This is a genomic window from Halomonas sp. 3D7M, assembly GCF_014897885.1.
Taxonomy (GTDB): Bacteria; Pseudomonadota; Gammaproteobacteria; order Pseudomonadales; family Halomonadaceae; genus Vreelandella.
Window position 1 is genome coordinate 1 of the sequence record NZ_JABUZF010000130.1, and the last position, 15,463, is coordinate 15,463.

The window sequence follows — 15,463 nt, forward strand, 5'->3', positions numbered from 1 at the left end:
CCACATGAATTACCTGATCAAATTATTAAAGAGCTACCGAAGGGCGTTGCCGTTCGATGTGGGGCGTATTCTACCCATTTCTATTTATTCGTCAACACTTTTTTATCTTGTTTGATAGCCACCTAGAAAGAAGATAGGCGACTACTTAAGAAGATAGTTTGTCTAGTAGGAACGTCATTACGGGTAGCAACCAACCCTATGCTGGCCGACGGTGAGATGGGAAGCGATTTACATAAGCCACCATCAACACGAGGTCGGCGGTTCTTTCATACCAACTCAAGACGTTGCAAAAGCTCTTGGCGACGTGGCTCATCAACAAAAGCTTCTTCAATTGCATTACGGTTCAGCATACGGAACACCTCCGCATCCCAGCCAAATGCTTCAGCACAGGCAACATGATTTGTCAGCAACCCACCGCCAAAATAAGCCGGGTCGTCTGAGCTAATTGTCACCTTGAGGTTTTCTTTCAACAACTGGGGAAGAGGGTGATCTCGAAGATCATCAACTACTTTCAAACTGACATTAGACAGCGGGCAAACCGTTAGTACGATTTGACGCTCTCTGAGTCGCTTAACCACCGTGCCACTTTCGAGGCAGCGAACCCCATGGTCAATTCGCTGAACATCGAGGAGATCCATCGCTTCAGCAATATATTCGGCGGGTCCTTCTTCTCCTGCATGGGCAACACGCACCAAGCCAAGTTCTTTAGCTCGCGCAAACAGTGCCTGGAATTTTACCGGGGGATTATCACGCTCTGCGCTGTCTAAACCAATCGCATCTAAAAACTTCCAGTATGGAGCAGCGTTTTCGAGCACGCTGAGCGCTTCTTCAGCCGGACGATCACGCAAAAAAGCCATAATCATACCAACAGACAGATCAAGCGTAGCCTCTGCCTCTTCTTTCGCACGAAGCAATCCCGCCATCACAACCTCAAGAGGAATGCCACGCTGGAGATGGGCCTGAGGGTCAAAATGCATATCAATGTGCACCACCCCTTCACCACGAGCACGCTGAAAATAATCCATCGCCAAGTCATAAAAATCCTGCTCTGTGCGCAGCACATTCATGCCTTGGTAATAAAGATTTAGGAACCCTTGTAGGTCATCGAACTCGTAAGCCGCTTTTGCCTCTTTAGCCGTAGCGTAAGGAAGCTCAATACCATTTCGCTTGGCAAGTTCAAACATTAACTCAGGCTCTAGTGAGCCTTCGATATGCAAATGAAGCTCTACCTTAGGGAGTTGAAGAAGAAATTCATGCATACGAAACTCCTGTCATTAGGATAAATTATTTCCAACATTATCAAGAGTATCCGTATTTAACTTCCCCCCAGCAAGTCGCCAGTGGTAGTTAACGCCAGGCAGCAACGACGGGCATTCTACTTGGTGAATAAAATAGATCGCTGTTCGACCAGTGAGCCAATGGTCAAGAGATTTAGCAATATGCATAGCGGTGAAGGCATCCACACCGGCAAAGGGTTCGTCTAAAAGCACGACTGCTGGATCCCGCAAAAAAACACGAGCCAATGCCACTCTTCGCGCTTGCCCACCTGAGAGCTGCTGCCCCATTTCGCCGACTTGAGTCATAAGCTGATTGGGTTGCTGCTTTACCCAATCTTTTAGGGCGACTTGAGAGAGAGCTTCCCACAGTTGATCATCGCTTGCCTCAGGGTTCGCGATACGCAGATTCGCCGCTAACGATCCATCAAAAAGATCAACCTGCTGCGTGAGCAAAGCAAAATGCTTGGCACGGCTTTCCACAGTAACGTTAGAAGGCGCACAGCTGGCAACGTAAACCTGCCCCTCTGAAGGCGATATTCTACCCATAACAAGGTTAGCCAACGTTGACTTGCCTGCCCCAGAGATACCCGTCACCACTGTTCGCTTCCCGGCAGGCAAGGTAAATGTAGTCTCAGACAGCACCGAATAGACTGTATCGGGATAGCGAAACGAAACATTATAAAACGCCACTGAATGCCCACGAGAAGCATTAGGCAAGGCCAACGACGGCGCCTCAGTCATTATGCTGCTCAGTGCATTTAATCGTCGAGCAGCGCCATAGCTAGCACCGACTTTTAGAAAGGCGTTAGGCAGCGTAGTGAATACTTCATTTATACCCAGCACGGCGATAACCGCCATAACAATGATAGGCCCCGCCACGTGGCCGGCCTCTACAATGAAGCTGCCCAGCCATAATACGCCCACCAACAATACGCCGGTCACCGCTAATACTAGCGCGTTGCCAATGGCCGACTTATAAGCAAGCTGACGCTGATTACTTAGCGCTTGGTCTTCGTGCTGATTAATCCGCGTACGGTACCAAGGATTAGTTTGGTAACTCATTAGCTCAGCCGACGCTTGTACTTGATCAAGCACTAGACGGCGTAACTCTTCTTGGTCGCTAACTTGCTGGTGGCTATTACCAAACCCCAACCACGCATAGCCAAGCGTCACTACAAGCCATAGCACGCTCAACACAGCGGCTATCAAACCACCCAACACTGGCACCCAAATAGCGATAAAGCCAGATACCACCAGGATGCTTAACAGCCCAACTAACGGAGGGATAAGCAAGCGCAGATACAGGTTGTCAAGCGTATCAATATCCGACGTTAAGCGACTTAGCCATTCACTCGCGCGGCGGCGCTTAAGGGTTGCCTCATCCAACCTGGTTAAATCGCCAAATACGCGGTAGCGCAAATCAGCTAATAATGTCAGTACGGTATTGTGGTTATAAAGACGCTCCGCGTAACGTGCCACCGTTCGCAGCAGTGCAAAAAAACGAATACCGCCACCGGGAACATAAATATCCAAAGTAACGGGCAATCCAGCTGCCAACGCGATGCCAGCCAACGCACACGCGGCAATAAACCAACCCGAAAGCCCTAACAGTGCAAGACCTGCCAGGAGCGTCACCAACGCTAACAATGCCCCCATAAAGAAACGCTGACGACGACGCAGCATTATGAGCAGCCATGGTTTCATATCGCGATAAAACTGCTTCATACCGTCGCCTCAATAAGCTGACCGGCTTCACAGGTAAAATGACGATTAGCAACGGCTACCAGCGCAGGGTGGTGCGTTGCAATAACTAGCGTACGGCCTTCCTTTGCCCAATCTAGCAGTGCCTGAATGACAACCTTCTCAGTGATAGCGTCTAGGCTTGCCGTCGGTTCGTCTAATAAAACCAGTTGCGCCTCGCTAAGGTAGACACGCGCCAGCGTAAGACGCTGTGCTTGGCCACCAGACAGTCCGACACCACGCTCGCCTACCAGGCTTTCCAGACCATTTGGTAGCTGGGATAACAACTCACCCAGCCCTGCCCGTTGCAGTGCTCGTACCATTGACACCTGATCAGCTTCAGGGGCCGCTAAGCGCAGGTTATCGGCAAGAGTTCCCTGAATAATGCAAGGCGTTTGATCCAGCCAAGCAACCTGACCACTGTGACGATAGCGGCACTCACCGCTGCTAGGCATCATAAAACCAGCCATTAAGGCTAGGATGGATGATTTACCACTACCTGATTCACCAGTGATAGCAACCACGTCACCACGTCGGATGGTAGCGTTCAGGTTGGACAAGACCGTGGCACGCCCCTCATATCCAACACCAACCCCGCAAAACTCAATAACTGTATTCTCTGAATGAGGCACTGACGTGGCTGAAGGAACCAGATCTGGCTCATTAAGTATTGCCACGATACTTTCAGCCGCCCCTAATGCTGCTGCACGGTCATGATAGTGCTGGGATAGCGTTCGTAGAGGCTGAAAAAACTCGGGTGCCAGCAATAAAACGGCTAGCCCAGTGAAGAGGGTTAGAGCGGAGGATGGCCCATAGTCGATATAACCAAGTAGACCAAAACCGACATACATGGCCACAACCGCAATCGCCACGGATGCAAAAAACTCAAGCACCGCGGATGACAGGAACGCTAGACGCAGCGTGCGCATACTTAGTCGTCGATAGTCATCGGTGGCATACCAAACATCTTTTTGTGCTGACTTGGTATGGCCAAACAGCTGGAGCGTCGTCATCCCTCTGACTCGATCTACAAAGTGGGCCGACAAACGCGACACGGCCATAAATTGATCACGATTCAAACGCTCAGCGCCCATACCTACCAACGCCATAAAAAGCGGGATAAGTGGCGCAGAAAGCAACAAAAAGATGGCCACAAGGTAGTCCAGCCATCCAACAATGCAAAGGATAAGTAACGGTAATGCGACGACAATCCTCATCTGAGGATAAAAACGCGCGAAATAACCGTCTAACGCGTCAATATGCTCTACCGCCTGAGTCGCTATCGCCCCACTCTGTTGGCGAGTAAGCCAAACGGGGCCAAGCGTCGCCACCTTATTTAACAACTCCTCTCGCGCATGCTGGCGAATACGAAGACTTGCCTCTGCACTACTGGCTTCTTGCATTGCTTGAAGTAGTGAGCGACACAGCACCACTGCCACCAACCCCAAGAAAACAACTGTCAGTGATGCCGGTGAGCGACCATGAATGACAAGCTGATCAATGCACCATGCAAGCCCCACCACTAGTAAAACCGTAAGCCCCCCTGCAAGCACGCCACCTATTGCGGCTAGTGTGAGCTTTTTGTGTTCACGCCGAGCAAGAGATTTCAACCATGAGCGTGAAGTTAAGGGTATTACCTGACCTGATTGAGAGGTAGCCATAAGGTTAGTGGCACTCCTCATTTGATGGTCGCGCCTTGCCAGCAATGGATACATCCAAGCTAAAGACAACCGCAAACACTTTTGTCCAAAATAGCGAAAGACGGTCCCAAGCTGGGTTTTGGGTTTTAAAGAAAAGCCCATGGAGTAATGCTATATAGGAGACCAGCCCGATAGTAGAAACTGGAAAAATTGCATGGAAATACTCCACAAAGGCGAACTGAATTCGCGATAGTACGCAGAGGGCAAGCTCCATCACACTCTCCTAAGACCTGGATAAGCATCCCACTGCTGGGCCACACAAGCTTAGTTAAGCCTTACTGGTGCTGCACTTTAGCAATGAGCATGGGCTCTAGGCACGATGCAGCGACACAGCAACTAGGCCTGAGATTCGAATGTGTTGTCATTTGATGCTGTGACAAACGTTATACACTACTAGCGCTTCTTCAAAACTGTGTCGCATTGACGCAGTTAGGACATCACTACGATGCTAACCATGTAGCCAGTGTAAGCAATGAACATAGAGAACAGTACGCCACCCTCGATACGGTTTATACGCCGCGGGCGCCCCCGCCAAGAGAAAGCAAAGAACACCATCATGAGGGTCATAAAGGTCATGACGCTCCAATCACGAATTAGCACTTCGCGCCCTACTTCAATGGGTGTAATAACGCCGGCAAGACCTACCACAGCCAAACTGTTAAACAGGTTAGAACCTACGACATTACCTAGCACCATATCATGCTCTTTGCGCCGCAAAGCGCTGATAGAAGAAGCAAGCTCTGGCAAGGATGTTCCTATTGCTACAACGGTTAAGCCAATAATTAAGTCGCTAACCCCAAAAGCTACCGCTATTTCGACCGCCCCCCACACCAGTATGCGCGAACTAGCGATCAACAAGACTAGTCCAACTAGCGTCCACATAAACGCCTTGCCACGAGACATGGGCTTACTATCCAGCGCTTCTGCTACTTCACCCACTAGCGGATCATCTTGCTGTCCTCGTGAACGAACAATACTAACCCCAATAAAGAGCGCCAACGCACCTAGCAGTAAGACGGCTTCTCCGCGAGAAATCCAACCGTCATAAAGCATATAACCCGTCAAAAGCATGACACCTATCAACAGTGGCATCTCCTTACGGATCACACCAGAATGCACCGCTAAAGGAGCGATCAACGCGACAAAACCTAAAACAAGGCCAATATTAGCGATATTGGAACCATAGGCGTTACCTACCGCTAAACCAGGATTTCCTTGCATGGCCGCCAACACTGACACCATCATTTCTGGTGCAGAGGTGCCAAAACCAATAACCAGCATGCCAATTAATAGAGGCGATAGTCCTAACCACCTAGAGGTAGCTGCAGCACCATCGATAAATTTCTCAGCGCTCCATACAAGAAGCACCAAGCCCAAAACTACAGCCAAAAAAGGGAGCAACATTATTTCATTTCCTTAATAACGTAATGTTAGGCACTATCATTAGGCACCATTGCCGAGGCATCCTTGTCTAACTAGTTGGTTAGGTCAAGTGCTGTTTTACGGGGCGAAGATTAATCTCGATTTGACAGTAGTATCTGCCCACCGTACTAATTTGGATTCCTCAACGTATTGAGAATTAGCAGTTGCCTCATTTTCAGTTTATCAAACGACCTTCTTTGCGGGTGAACTCACCACAGGTCGACTGCCGCCCTCCTGAAGCACGCGCCCAGCGTAGACGCTTACGCGCCTGCCATGAGTGTGACTGGGTGTCTGCACTCCCTCCGCTCGGCTCTGGAGAGAAAGCATCTTGCCCACGCTGTTCACATGTGCTGGTAAAGCGGCATCGTTATCCTGCTCAGAGAAGCATGGCGCTTGCGCTTTCATCCTTGATAGCGCTACTTGCAGCAGTATCATTTCCGTTTGTTAGCTTTAGCATCAGTGGCATTGGTAATCGTATAGAACTTTCACAGACTGCCACTACGCTCATCGCTTTTCATCAGCCTGTTGTCGCTATCGCTGTCATTATGACCATTGTTGTGCTGCCCGCTATTTATCTAATTAGCGTGATCTGGCTTCAGTTTGGTTTACTTCGCGGCCATCCAATGCCGTTTAGTCGGGACATCGCTCGTTCACTAGCGAGGCTTACCCCATGGATGATGGCGGATGTCTTCATCGTTGGGGCGCTGGTGAGCTTGATAAAAATAGCTGGCATGGCACACATTGAAATAGGCATCTCCTTCTGGGCGTTCAGCGCGTTTGCCATCCTTTTACTGTTAACGACACAATCCATTGATTCAGATTGGATGTGGTTCTCTTTAGAGAAAGAACCCCTCGCGCCAGAAGGCACTCTCACAGGAACGACAGCGGCAAGCCAAGGGGTAACCGGCTGCCCAACTTGCGGCCTAATTAATCGGCTTAATGAGCATGCCAAGGGGCACTGTCTGCGCTGCCAAGAAAAGCTCCACCCACGATTACCACACAGCTTGCAACGCACCTGGGCACTGCTTTTTGCAGCAGCGGTGATGTATATCCCTGCTAATGTATACCCTATTATGACCACGACTAGCTTAGGGCACTCATCACCCTCAACGATCATCGGTGGGGTTGTACAGCTGATCCAAATGGGCTCCTGGCCCGTGGCCGTGGTTATCTTTGTGGCGAGTGTTATTGTTCCCGTTGGTAAGCTGGTCGCACTGGTTTGGCTCTGTATGGTCATTAAGCACAGCAACGAACTCAACGCACAAAGCCGAACTCGACTTTATCGGCTGACTGAATTTATAGGCCGATGGTCAATGGTTGACGTATTTGTGGTTTCAATATTAGTAGCTCTGATTCGCGCAGGGTCGTTAATGTCAATTACACCAGGGCCGGCGGCGCTCGCGTTTGCTGCCGTCGTTGTGCTCACAATGTTAGCAGCCATGACGTTTGACCCGCGCTTAATTTGGGACACTCCGCCCCCTCGCTCTACACGCCGTAACACGGCCACCAAGGAAACTGTTGATGGCTAATGATTCAACACCAAAGAAAGCCGATACCAACGACAACAACGATTTACATCGTGCGAAGTCATCACCGCAAACACGGCTCTCTCCGATTTGGATCGTGCCAATCGTTGCTGTTGTGATCGGACTGTGGCTTGCCTACGACAACTACGCCAGCCGAGGCACGCTCGTTACACTAACAATGGACAGCGCGGAAGGTATTGAAGCGGGCAGCACGCTTATTCGCAGCCGCAATGTTGAAATAGGCAGAGTCCAAAACGTTCGCTTATCTGATGACCTTTCCCATGCCGTTATGACCGCCCGCATCCAACCAGAAGCGGAAGCGATGCTAAGGGAAGATAGCCGATTCTGGGTGGTAAAGCCGCGCATCGGCCGCGAGGGCATTAGCGGGCTGGGCACGGTATTGTCGGGTGCCTATATTCAGCTAGAGGCAGGTCAGTCTGATGAACCTGAGCGCGAGTTTACGGTAAGTGATACACCACCAGTTGCCCCAGCTGGGCAGGCTGGTTTGCAAATCAGCTTAGTCAGTCAACTGGGTAACTCACTGCGTATAGGAGACCCTGTTTCTTACCAGGGCTATACCGTAGGACGAGTTGAAGATACTCGGTTTGACGCGGAATCTCGCACCATGCACCACCAAGTATTTATTGAAGAACCCTACGGCCAGTTAGTAACGGATAGCACTCGATTTTGGACATCAAGCGGTGTTGATTTCCAACTAGATGCCGATGGTGTACGTGTCAACGTGGAGTCTCTTGAAGCATTACTGGGAGGCGGCGTTACGTTTGGCGTGCCAGAAGACTTGCCGATGGGGCAACCCGTAGAACCCAATGCACGCTTTAATCTCTATGCGGATGAAAATACTGCCCGGGAAGGAACCTTCAATCAGTATTTAGAGTACGTGCTATTGGTTGATGATACCGTTCGCGGATTATCGAAAGGTGCGCCCGTCGAATTTCGCGGGGTAAGAATCGGTACGGTTGCGTCGGTACCCTGGAACTTTACCGCTCCACAGCCCGACTCGCGTTCTCAGTTTGCCATCCCAGTGCTGATTCGAATCGAGCCTCAGCGGTTGGGCATTGAGAATGCCGACATCGACATAGAACAGTGGGACTCACGCTTTAAGCGCCTTTTTGGCTTAGGGCTACGTGCATCACTCAAAAATGGCAGCCTATTAACGGGTGCACTTTTCGTTGATCTTAATTTTCAACGCGATTTAGCTGATGAATATGTCGCCGAAATGTTCTCCGAGCGGACAGTATTCCCTACTGTTGCTGGCGGCTTTGCACAGATCCAAGCGCAGATAACCAGCCTGCTTGAGAAATTAAACGCGCTTGAAGTTGAGCCATTACTTGCAGGTTTAGACCGAAACTTACAAGCATCTGAAAGTGTGCTCAACGAGATACGCCAAGTAAGCACCTCCATCAACCAGTTGCTGAATGATCCCGATACTCAGGCAGTGGGCGGAAACGTAAATGCGACTCTTGAGGAGCTGCGTAACACCTTGCAAGGTGTATCACCGTCATCTCCAGCCTATCAGGATTTAACAACGGCTATTCAACGGCTGGATCGCTTAATGCGCGACTTACAACCACTTACTCGCACATTAAATGAAAACCCAAGAGCGCTCTTATTCGACAACCTGGATACTCAAGATCCCGTGCCTCGCGCACCACGCTAAGAAGGAGCTTACTATGCGCTATAAGGCAATCCGCTATTTATCACTACTTGGCCTTTGCATACAGCTAAGTGCTTGCGCTAGCAGTGTCACACCACCCTCTCGCTACATGCTACCAAGCGAAAATGCAGTGAGTTCGCCAAACCAGCCGATCGGCACACTGCAAGTGCGAGCACCACGTTTAGCACATTATCTGGATGTGGACGGCATCGTCATGCAGCTTGATGACATCACCCTAATTGAAGCCCGCGAACACCAATGGGCTGAAAGTATTGGACGCCAATTAGAACGTGCATTACGTGCTCAACTATCCCAAGAACTCACGTCCATTCAGGTCGTTCATGCGGATGGCAATGCACCTGAAGCGCTCACATTACTACTTGAAGTTGATCAATTTCAGGGGCGGCACGACGGGCGAGCGGTCACCAGTGGCCAATGGCAGTTACGCGGCGCAGATAACAACCTACTTGCGCTAAAAAGTTTTTCTGCAGAGACCGAGCTCCAGCAGGACGGCTACCCTGCTCTCGTTCGCTCACTTGGCGAAAGCTGGGATAAGGTGGCCCTGCAAATCGCCAACGAGATCCGCGAAGGAAATTATTTTCAGATGTGACATCAGTAAGGCATCCAGCCTCTAGGTTAAACGCTGAAATGAAGTATCCATGATATACTAAAGGAGTCATCTTTCAGCATCACCACGTCACCCCCGATTCAAGCCAATGTCTATTTCACCGTCTTGATCGGCAAAAAAATGACCATCGCGGCAGCGTGCTTTATCTGGCAAACTTCGCTGCCGCGAAGGTGTACCATCCTCGCTTTTTGAACATTACGCTCAGTAACGACGACGCCAAGCGGCGTCACTTACTAAGCGATTGCGGAGAACGCATGAGCTTTTCTGAACTTGGTCTGCACGACGATTTACTACGGGCGGTTACCGCGCAGGGCTATACGCAGCCTACCCCTATTCAACAAAAAGCTATACCCGTTGTACTTGAAGGTCGCGACATGCTCGCCAGTGCACAAACTGGCACAGGCAAAACCGCTGGCTTTACGTTGCCCATGTTACAGCGGTTAGCGAATGGCAAGCGCCCCGGCAAACGCCAAGTACGCGCGTTAGTGCTCACGCCTACGCGCGAGCTTGCTGCCCAGGTAGGCGAAAGCGTAACCGCTTACGGCAAGCACCTCTCTTTACGCTCGCATATTATTTTCGGCGGTGTTGGCCAACAGCCACAAGTGGATGCACTCAAAGCGGGGCTTGATGTGTTGGTCGCCACGCCAGGTCGGCTACTAGACTTGCATCAGCAGGGCCACGTGGATCTATCGGCCGTAGAAATCCTGGTGCTCGACGAAGCTGATCGCATGCTCGACATGGGATTCATCCATGATATCAAGCGTCTATTGCGCTTAGTACCGAAACAGCGTCAAAACCTGCTGTTCTCTGCAACATTCTCCAACGACATACAGTTATTGGCGCAACAGCTGCTCAACAACCCAGCGTTAATAGAAGTCGCACCTCGCAACACGACCGCTGAAAAAATTGAGCAAACCATTTACCGAGTAGATCGTGATAAAAAACGCGAGCTGCTGGCCCATTTAATTCAGCAGCATGGTTGGTTTCAGGTACTCGTTTTCACACGCACCAAACATGGCGCGAACCGCTTAGCAGAGCAGCTCTCTAAGCAAGACATACCCGCCATGGCCATCCATGGCAATAAGAGCCAAGGGGCTAGAACACGTGCACTAGGTGCTTTCAAAAGCGGTGATTTGCAGGTACTTGTCGCCACTGACATTGCCGCTCGCGGGCTAGATATCAACGAACTTCCCCATGTCGTTAATTTCGACTTACCCAATGTGGCAGAGGATTATGTTCACCGTATTGGACGCACCGGCCGAGCGGGCAGCGATGGCGAAGCAGTTTCGCTCGTATGTGTCGACGAACACGGCTTGCTGAGTGGGATTGAGCGTCTTATCAAGCAAAACCTGCCTAAACGTATCGAACCCGGTTTTGAACCTGATCCAAACGCCAAGCCCGAGCCGATTGAAAATGGCCGCCGTGGTCAGAAGCAGCCCCGCGCCAAACGTAAACCGGAAGGGCAAGCAGCTAATACAGGCGGTGAACGTCGTCGTCGCGCCCGTCGCTAGCCCTTAGCTTAGGAATATGCGAAGGTTGTCGCTTCGCGTATTCCGCTGGCACAGCTTAACTTATTCATGGAGTGATTATGGCGTCGTCTCAACTTATTAACGATTACCGCCAGTGGCTTACCTTTCAACGCCAGGAGCAACTAAGCCGTGAGCACCAAGGTATTTCACAGCGGCTAGAAGATGCCCGGGCATCGGCTGGACAAGTGCTGCAGGCGTATCGCAGCATGGCTGAAAAAGCCTCTACAGAGGGCGCTTGTTATCGCACACTTTTCTTACGTGAACGTAATGATAACGAATCGCTACCCTGTGAAGGATGGTTATTTGTACGACGGGTACTTAGCGAAGAGAGCAGCACGCGAGTACGGGTAACGTTACTGGAAACCTTTACGCTGGAAGACGGCATTATTACACCTGGGGATAAACCTGCACGTAAATTAACCCTCGAAATCTACGACAAGCTGAATATTGATAAGGGGATGCGTACCGAGGTGCGCGTAGACTGCTTAGACACGCAGCAAGATTATCATTTCATTACCCTGCTTGATGCGGTACGCGGCGACTTACGCCCCCACCTCAAGTAAATGTCAGCATGGCTTCTCGTCGCACATACACCTTTATTGTTCTGATGTTCGTAGTAGGGCTTAATTTACGCCCTGCTATGTCATCAGTTGCGCCGCTGCTTTCCCGACTGCAAGAAACTGCGGGGTTAAGTCCTGCATCAGCGGGCATTTTAACCACGTTGCCCGTGCTTTTTTTAGGCTTGTCAGCCCCACTTGCTCCCCTATTGGCTAAACAGTTGGGCAGCGAACGGGCCCTGAGTAGTGCACTGCTTTTATTAACTTGCGGTTTAATCTTAAGAGGCATGCCAGTGCCTGGCGCGCTTTTTATTGGCTCAGCAATGGCAGGCAGCGCGATCGGCCTTAGCGGCACCCTTCTACCAGCGCTTGTTAAACGCGAGCTTCCCCACAGCGCCGATCTTCTGACTGGTTTATACACCATGGCGTTATGTTTCGGCGGTGCTTTAGGCGCTGGTCTTAGTGTTCCGCTGATGCAATGGCTAGGCAGCTGGCAGTTGAGTCTAATGAGCTGGTCACTGTTAGCATTAGTAGCCCTGGCACTATGGGTGATCAACATGCCAACGGCCCAACACACCCCACTCAAGCCAAGAAGCTCTTCTTCGCTCGCCCAATTAATGCGTAAGCCACTTACGTGGCATGTCATGCTGTTCATGGGCATTCAGTCTTCCATGGCTTACATTGTGTTTGGTTGGCTGCCCACCTTATTAGTCTACAGAGGCTATGATGAAGCTGCGGCCGGCTGGACAATGGCCATCTCAATCATGTGTCAGTTAGTTTCAGCACTGGGCGCACCTTGGCTAGCCCGCTTAACCCACGATCAACGCCCTGCCTTACTACTAGTTCTTTTTAGCACTGCACTAGGGCTTTGGATGTTGCTTATTGCGCCACTAGCCTGGAAGTGGCCCGGCGCGGTACTTCTTGGTATTGGTCAAGGCGGCAGCTTCAGCTTAGCACTCAGCCTGTTGGTGTTACGAACGGCTAACTCGCGTCTCGCGGGGCAGCTTTCTGGCTTAGTACAGGGTGGCGGCTATACGTTGGCAGCGCTAGGCCCTTTTGGGGTTGGTCTGATGCTGCAAGCCGGAGCAGAGTTAGCCCACATAGCATGGCTGCTTATTCTGCTAATTGTTATTTGTTGCGGATTTGCCTTATTGGCTGGGCGTAACCGCCAATTAGACGATCATAGCGGTGAGTTGTTAGTACATCGCGGTTAGCCGTCGTGCAAGGCAATACCTGCCTCAGTTTGCAGAGCCTGTTTCAATAGCATACAGAGGCACGGACACTTAGGCACAGGTACTTAGACACAAGCACTTAGACACACGTACTTAGACACACGTACTTAGACGCTACGATTGAGAAAGACCCTTTTAGATTCGCCCAATTCAGGAAACGGCTATGAGCATCACTTCTCCCCTGGCAAACGCCGCCCCCACTCAAGAACGTGTGCTGGTCATCTATACTGGCGGCACCATTGGCATGCAGCCAAATGTAAAGGGACTAGCCCCAGGGGGGAACTTTCAAGATCGCATGGCAGACGCACTAAGCCAGCTTCCTATACTGCACCAACATGCCCTTCCCGCTTATGACGTGCTTAGTTATGCGTCATTGATCGACTCAAGTGCAGCGACGCCGCTGACTTGGCAACAGATTGCCAACGATATTGCAGCCCACTTAGCCAACTACCGTGGATTTGTCGTTATCCACGGCACGGATACCCTAAGCTGGACCGCGTCGAGTCTTGCCTATCAGCTACAGGGGATTGACCGCCCGGTTGTGTTAACAGGCTCTATGCATCCTCTTGAAATGATTGATAGCGATGCAATCGGCAACCTTTACGGAGCATTAAGGTTTGCTGCAAACGTTGAGTTACAAGAGGTGGCGATCTATTTTTCAAATCGCCTTCTGAGGGGGGCACGAGCGATTAAACAACACACGGAATCCTTAGATGCATTTATCTCACCAAGCTACCCCTGTATCGGTGAACGCGTTGGCGATGACTTCATTTATTACCCAAGTAGAGGTTTAGGGTTTCAACAACGCGGCGCGCCCCGCTTTGAGCTTGCAGACTATCAAGCCGTCTCCGATGGCGCCGTTATCAGACTAGCATTGTGGCCAGGTATATCGCCTTGGCAATTGGAAGCTCTGCTCGGTGATTCGCGCGTTAAGGGGGCTCTACTGCAGCTTTGGGGAGCAGGTAATATACCCAACGACCCTGCAATCATTGATGTCATTGCTAACGCCAGTGGCGAAGGAAAACTGCTGGCCGCGGTTAGCCAGTGCCCCCAGGGCAGCATTCATATGGGCGAGTACGCAGCGGGCCACGGTCTAGCAGAAGCGGGCCTACTGTCTGGAGATAACATGACACCGGAAGCCGCTTTCACCAAACTCGTTCACCTATTGGCTCAACCCCTTTCCATGGACATTCGACGCCAGCGATTTTTAACGCCACTTGTCGGCGAGCGCTAAACACCGCACGTCGATCAATTCGCACTGGCGTAGTCACTTATACACGCTATGTTTAAACATACGCTAACAACCAAAAGGAAAGCAGCGTATGGAACGGCCTGTACACTATTTTAGCGAGCTATTTGAACAACTCGGGCTACGCTCGGATGCAGAGTCCATAGAGCACTTTATTCAGCGCCACTCCCCCCTTCCCAAAGAAATGCCGCTCGCGGAGGCACCCTGCTGGAACGAAGGCCAAGCTGATTTTCTTCGTGAGGCCGTGGAAGATGATGCCGACTGGGCCGAAGTTGTCGACCACCTTGATGCCTCGATGCACAAACGAGCTTGATTGCTGCTGAACACCTCTTTGCGCGCCGCTCACTAACGGCGCCAATATAGCCATCAACTGTTGAGGCGAGCTTCAACGCGCTCAAGAATTTGCCTGCTCACTTTTCCTACTAATGGCTTTGCAGCACGATTCACCGCTTTTTCCATCAATCGGTTACGGATCTCATAACTCAGCGTAAGCGATACCTCTGTCCCCTCCGGCACTTCACGCAATTGATAACGACCTTGGTTTTTAACGCCTTCCAATGATTCCCATGCCAGCACATAAGGTGGCTTGATCTCGGTTACTGCCACATCAAATGACCAATCCATACCCACCGCGTGGACATGCCAGCGATAACGGTTATCGCCTAAGGTATCAATTGATCTAATGAGATCAGAATAGTCAGCAAAATCTTCAACTCGGCTCAGCAGTTCAAACACTCTTTCAGGCTGAGCATTAATAATTTCGCTATGTTCTATGGTGGCCATGGATTCATCCCTTACGACTAGAAGGATTAGCTTAGCATGTTGGCCCATGCGCATACCGAACAGAAAATGGTACCAATTGCCGCTACCACTGGCCAGGCAAGCCCGCATTGCGTAAACTGCCGTCCTTCCGGACCGGACCCCGGAA

Annotated in this window: 13 protein-coding genes and 1 pseudogene; 8 read left to right on the forward strand and 6 right to left on the reverse strand. The window is 50.8% G+C overall.

Features of this window, described 5'->3' with window-relative positions; translation table 11 throughout:
* Positions 1 to 266: 266 nt before the first annotated feature.
* The 5 genes and pseudogenes from INT22_RS05945 to INT22_RS05965 form a co-directional block, all read right to left on the reverse strand.
* Positions 267 to 1,259 carry an adenosine deaminase gene (locus tag INT22_RS05945; RefSeq protein WP_193060598.1) on the reverse strand — a complete coding sequence of 331 codons (993 nt, stop codon included), beginning with the start codon at positions 1,257 to 1,259 and terminating at the stop codon, positions 267 to 269.
* 15 nt (positions 1,260 to 1,274) lie between these two features.
* A complete protein-coding gene (cydC, locus tag INT22_RS05950; protein WP_193060599.1) occupies positions 1,275 to 3,002 on the reverse strand; it encodes a thiol reductant ABC exporter subunit CydC in 1,728 nt (575 codons plus the stop codon).
* Positions 2,999 to 4,678, reverse strand: coding sequence for a thiol reductant ABC exporter subunit CydD (gene cydD / locus INT22_RS05955; protein WP_193060600.1), 1,680 nt, complete (start codon positions 4,676 to 4,678; stop codon positions 2,999 to 3,001). Before cydD ends, cydC begins: the two co-directional genes overlap by 4 nt.
* A gap of 49 nt (positions 4,679 to 4,727) precedes the next feature.
* A pseudogene (locus tag INT22_RS05960) lies at positions 4,728 to 4,931 on the reverse strand (cytochrome ubiquinol oxidase subunit I); the annotation flags it as partial.
* A 215-nt stretch (positions 4,932 to 5,146) separates the two neighbouring features.
* A complete protein-coding gene (locus tag INT22_RS05965; protein ID WP_089038219.1) occupies positions 5,147 to 6,121 on the reverse strand; it encodes a calcium/sodium antiporter in 975 nt (324 codons plus the stop codon).
* Positions 6,122 to 6,321: 200 nt separating this feature from the next.
* Here INT22_RS05965 and INT22_RS05970 point away from each other — a divergent pair, with 200 nt between their 5' ends.
* The 8 genes from INT22_RS05970 (at position 6,322) to INT22_RS06005 (ending at position 14,848) form a co-directional block, all read left to right on the forward strand.
* On the forward strand, positions 6,322 to 7,668 hold the full coding sequence (locus INT22_RS05970) for a PqiA/YebS family transporter subunit (RefSeq protein ID WP_443602021.1): 1,347 nt from the start codon (positions 6,322 to 6,324) through the stop codon (positions 7,666 to 7,668).
* Complete coding sequence (gene pqiB / locus INT22_RS05975) at positions 7,661 to 9,343, forward strand: intermembrane transport protein PqiB (protein ID WP_193060602.1); 1,683 nt, start codon at positions 7,661 to 7,663, stop codon at positions 9,341 to 9,343. Before INT22_RS05970 ends, pqiB begins: the two co-directional genes overlap by 8 nt.
* Positions 9,344 to 9,356: 13 nt before the next feature.
* Positions 9,357 to 9,950: a PqiC family protein gene (locus INT22_RS05980; protein ID WP_193060603.1), complete on the forward strand. Its 594-nt coding sequence runs from the start codon at positions 9,357 to 9,359 to the stop codon at positions 9,948 to 9,950.
* A 272-nt stretch (positions 9,951 to 10,222) separates the two neighbouring features.
* Positions 10,223 to 11,479: a DEAD/DEAH box helicase gene (locus INT22_RS05985; protein WP_089038216.1), complete on the forward strand. Its 1,257-nt coding sequence runs from the start codon at positions 10,223 to 10,225 to the stop codon at positions 11,477 to 11,479.
* A 77-nt stretch (positions 11,480 to 11,556) separates the two neighbouring features.
* Positions 11,557 to 12,060: a hypothetical protein gene (locus INT22_RS05990; RefSeq protein WP_038483828.1), complete on the forward strand. Its 504-nt coding sequence runs from the start codon at positions 11,557 to 11,559 to the stop codon at positions 12,058 to 12,060.
* Positions 12,061 to 12,068: 8 nt separating this feature from the next.
* The gene (locus tag INT22_RS05995) at positions 12,069 to 13,268 is read left to right on the forward strand and encodes an MFS transporter (RefSeq protein ID WP_193060604.1); all 1,200 of its coding nucleotides are present in this window, start codon (positions 12,069 to 12,071) and stop codon (positions 13,266 to 13,268) included.
* A 181-nt stretch (positions 13,269 to 13,449) separates the two neighbouring features.
* Positions 13,450 to 14,520 carry an asparaginase gene (locus INT22_RS06000; protein WP_193060605.1) on the forward strand — a complete coding sequence of 357 codons (1,071 nt, stop codon included), beginning with the start codon at positions 13,450 to 13,452 and terminating at the stop codon, positions 14,518 to 14,520.
* 88 nt (positions 14,521 to 14,608) lie between these two features.
* Entirely contained in the window at positions 14,609 to 14,848 is a 240-nt protein-coding gene (locus tag INT22_RS06005; protein WP_193060606.1) for a DUF2789 domain-containing protein, read from the forward strand.
* Between the two features lie 53 nt (positions 14,849 to 14,901).
* Here INT22_RS06005 and INT22_RS06010 read toward each other — a convergent pair whose 3' ends face one another.
* Complete coding sequence (locus tag INT22_RS06010) at positions 14,902 to 15,318, reverse strand: SRPBCC family protein (protein ID WP_125747528.1); 417 nt, start codon at positions 15,316 to 15,318, stop codon at positions 14,902 to 14,904.
* Positions 15,319 to 15,463: the final 145 nt, after the last annotated feature.

Excerpts from the sequence above, each read along its gene's own strand:
- INT22_RS05945 (WP_193060598.1), bottom strand. The coding sequence starts at position 1,259 with ATGCATGAATTTCTTCTTCAACTCCCTAAGGTAGAGCTTCATTTGCAT.
- INT22_RS05980 (WP_193060603.1), top strand. The coding sequence starts at position 9,357 with ATGCGCTATAAGGCAATCCGCTATTTATCACTACTTGGCCTTTGCATA.
- cydD (WP_193060600.1), bottom strand. The coding sequence starts at position 4,678 with ATGGCTACCTCTCAATCAGGTCAGGTAATACCCTTAACTTCACGCTCA.
- INT22_RS06010 (WP_125747528.1), bottom strand. The coding sequence starts at position 15,318 with ATGGCCACCATAGAACATAGCGAAATTATTAATGCTCAGCCTGAAAGA.
- cydC (WP_193060599.1), bottom strand. The coding sequence starts at position 3,002 with ATGAAGCAGTTTTATCGCGATATGAAACCATGGCTGCTCATAATGCTG.
- pqiB (WP_193060602.1), top strand. The coding sequence starts at position 7,661 with ATGGCTAATGATTCAACACCAAAGAAAGCCGATACCAACGACAACAAC.
- INT22_RS05990 (WP_038483828.1), top strand. The coding sequence starts at position 11,557 with ATGGCGTCGTCTCAACTTATTAACGATTACCGCCAGTGGCTTACCTTT.
- INT22_RS05965 (WP_089038219.1), bottom strand. The coding sequence starts at position 6,121 with ATGTTGCTCCCTTTTTTGGCTGTAGTTTTGGGCTTGGTGCTTCTTGTA.
- INT22_RS06000 (WP_193060605.1), top strand. The coding sequence starts at position 13,450 with ATGAGCATCACTTCTCCCCTGGCAAACGCCGCCCCCACTCAAGAACGT.
- INT22_RS06005 (WP_193060606.1), top strand. The coding sequence starts at position 14,609 with ATGGAACGGCCTGTACACTATTTTAGCGAGCTATTTGAACAACTCGGG.
- INT22_RS05995 (WP_193060604.1), top strand. The coding sequence starts at position 12,069 with ATGGCTTCTCGTCGCACATACACCTTTATTGTTCTGATGTTCGTAGTA.
- INT22_RS05985 (WP_089038216.1), top strand. The coding sequence starts at position 10,223 with ATGAGCTTTTCTGAACTTGGTCTGCACGACGATTTACTACGGGCGGTT.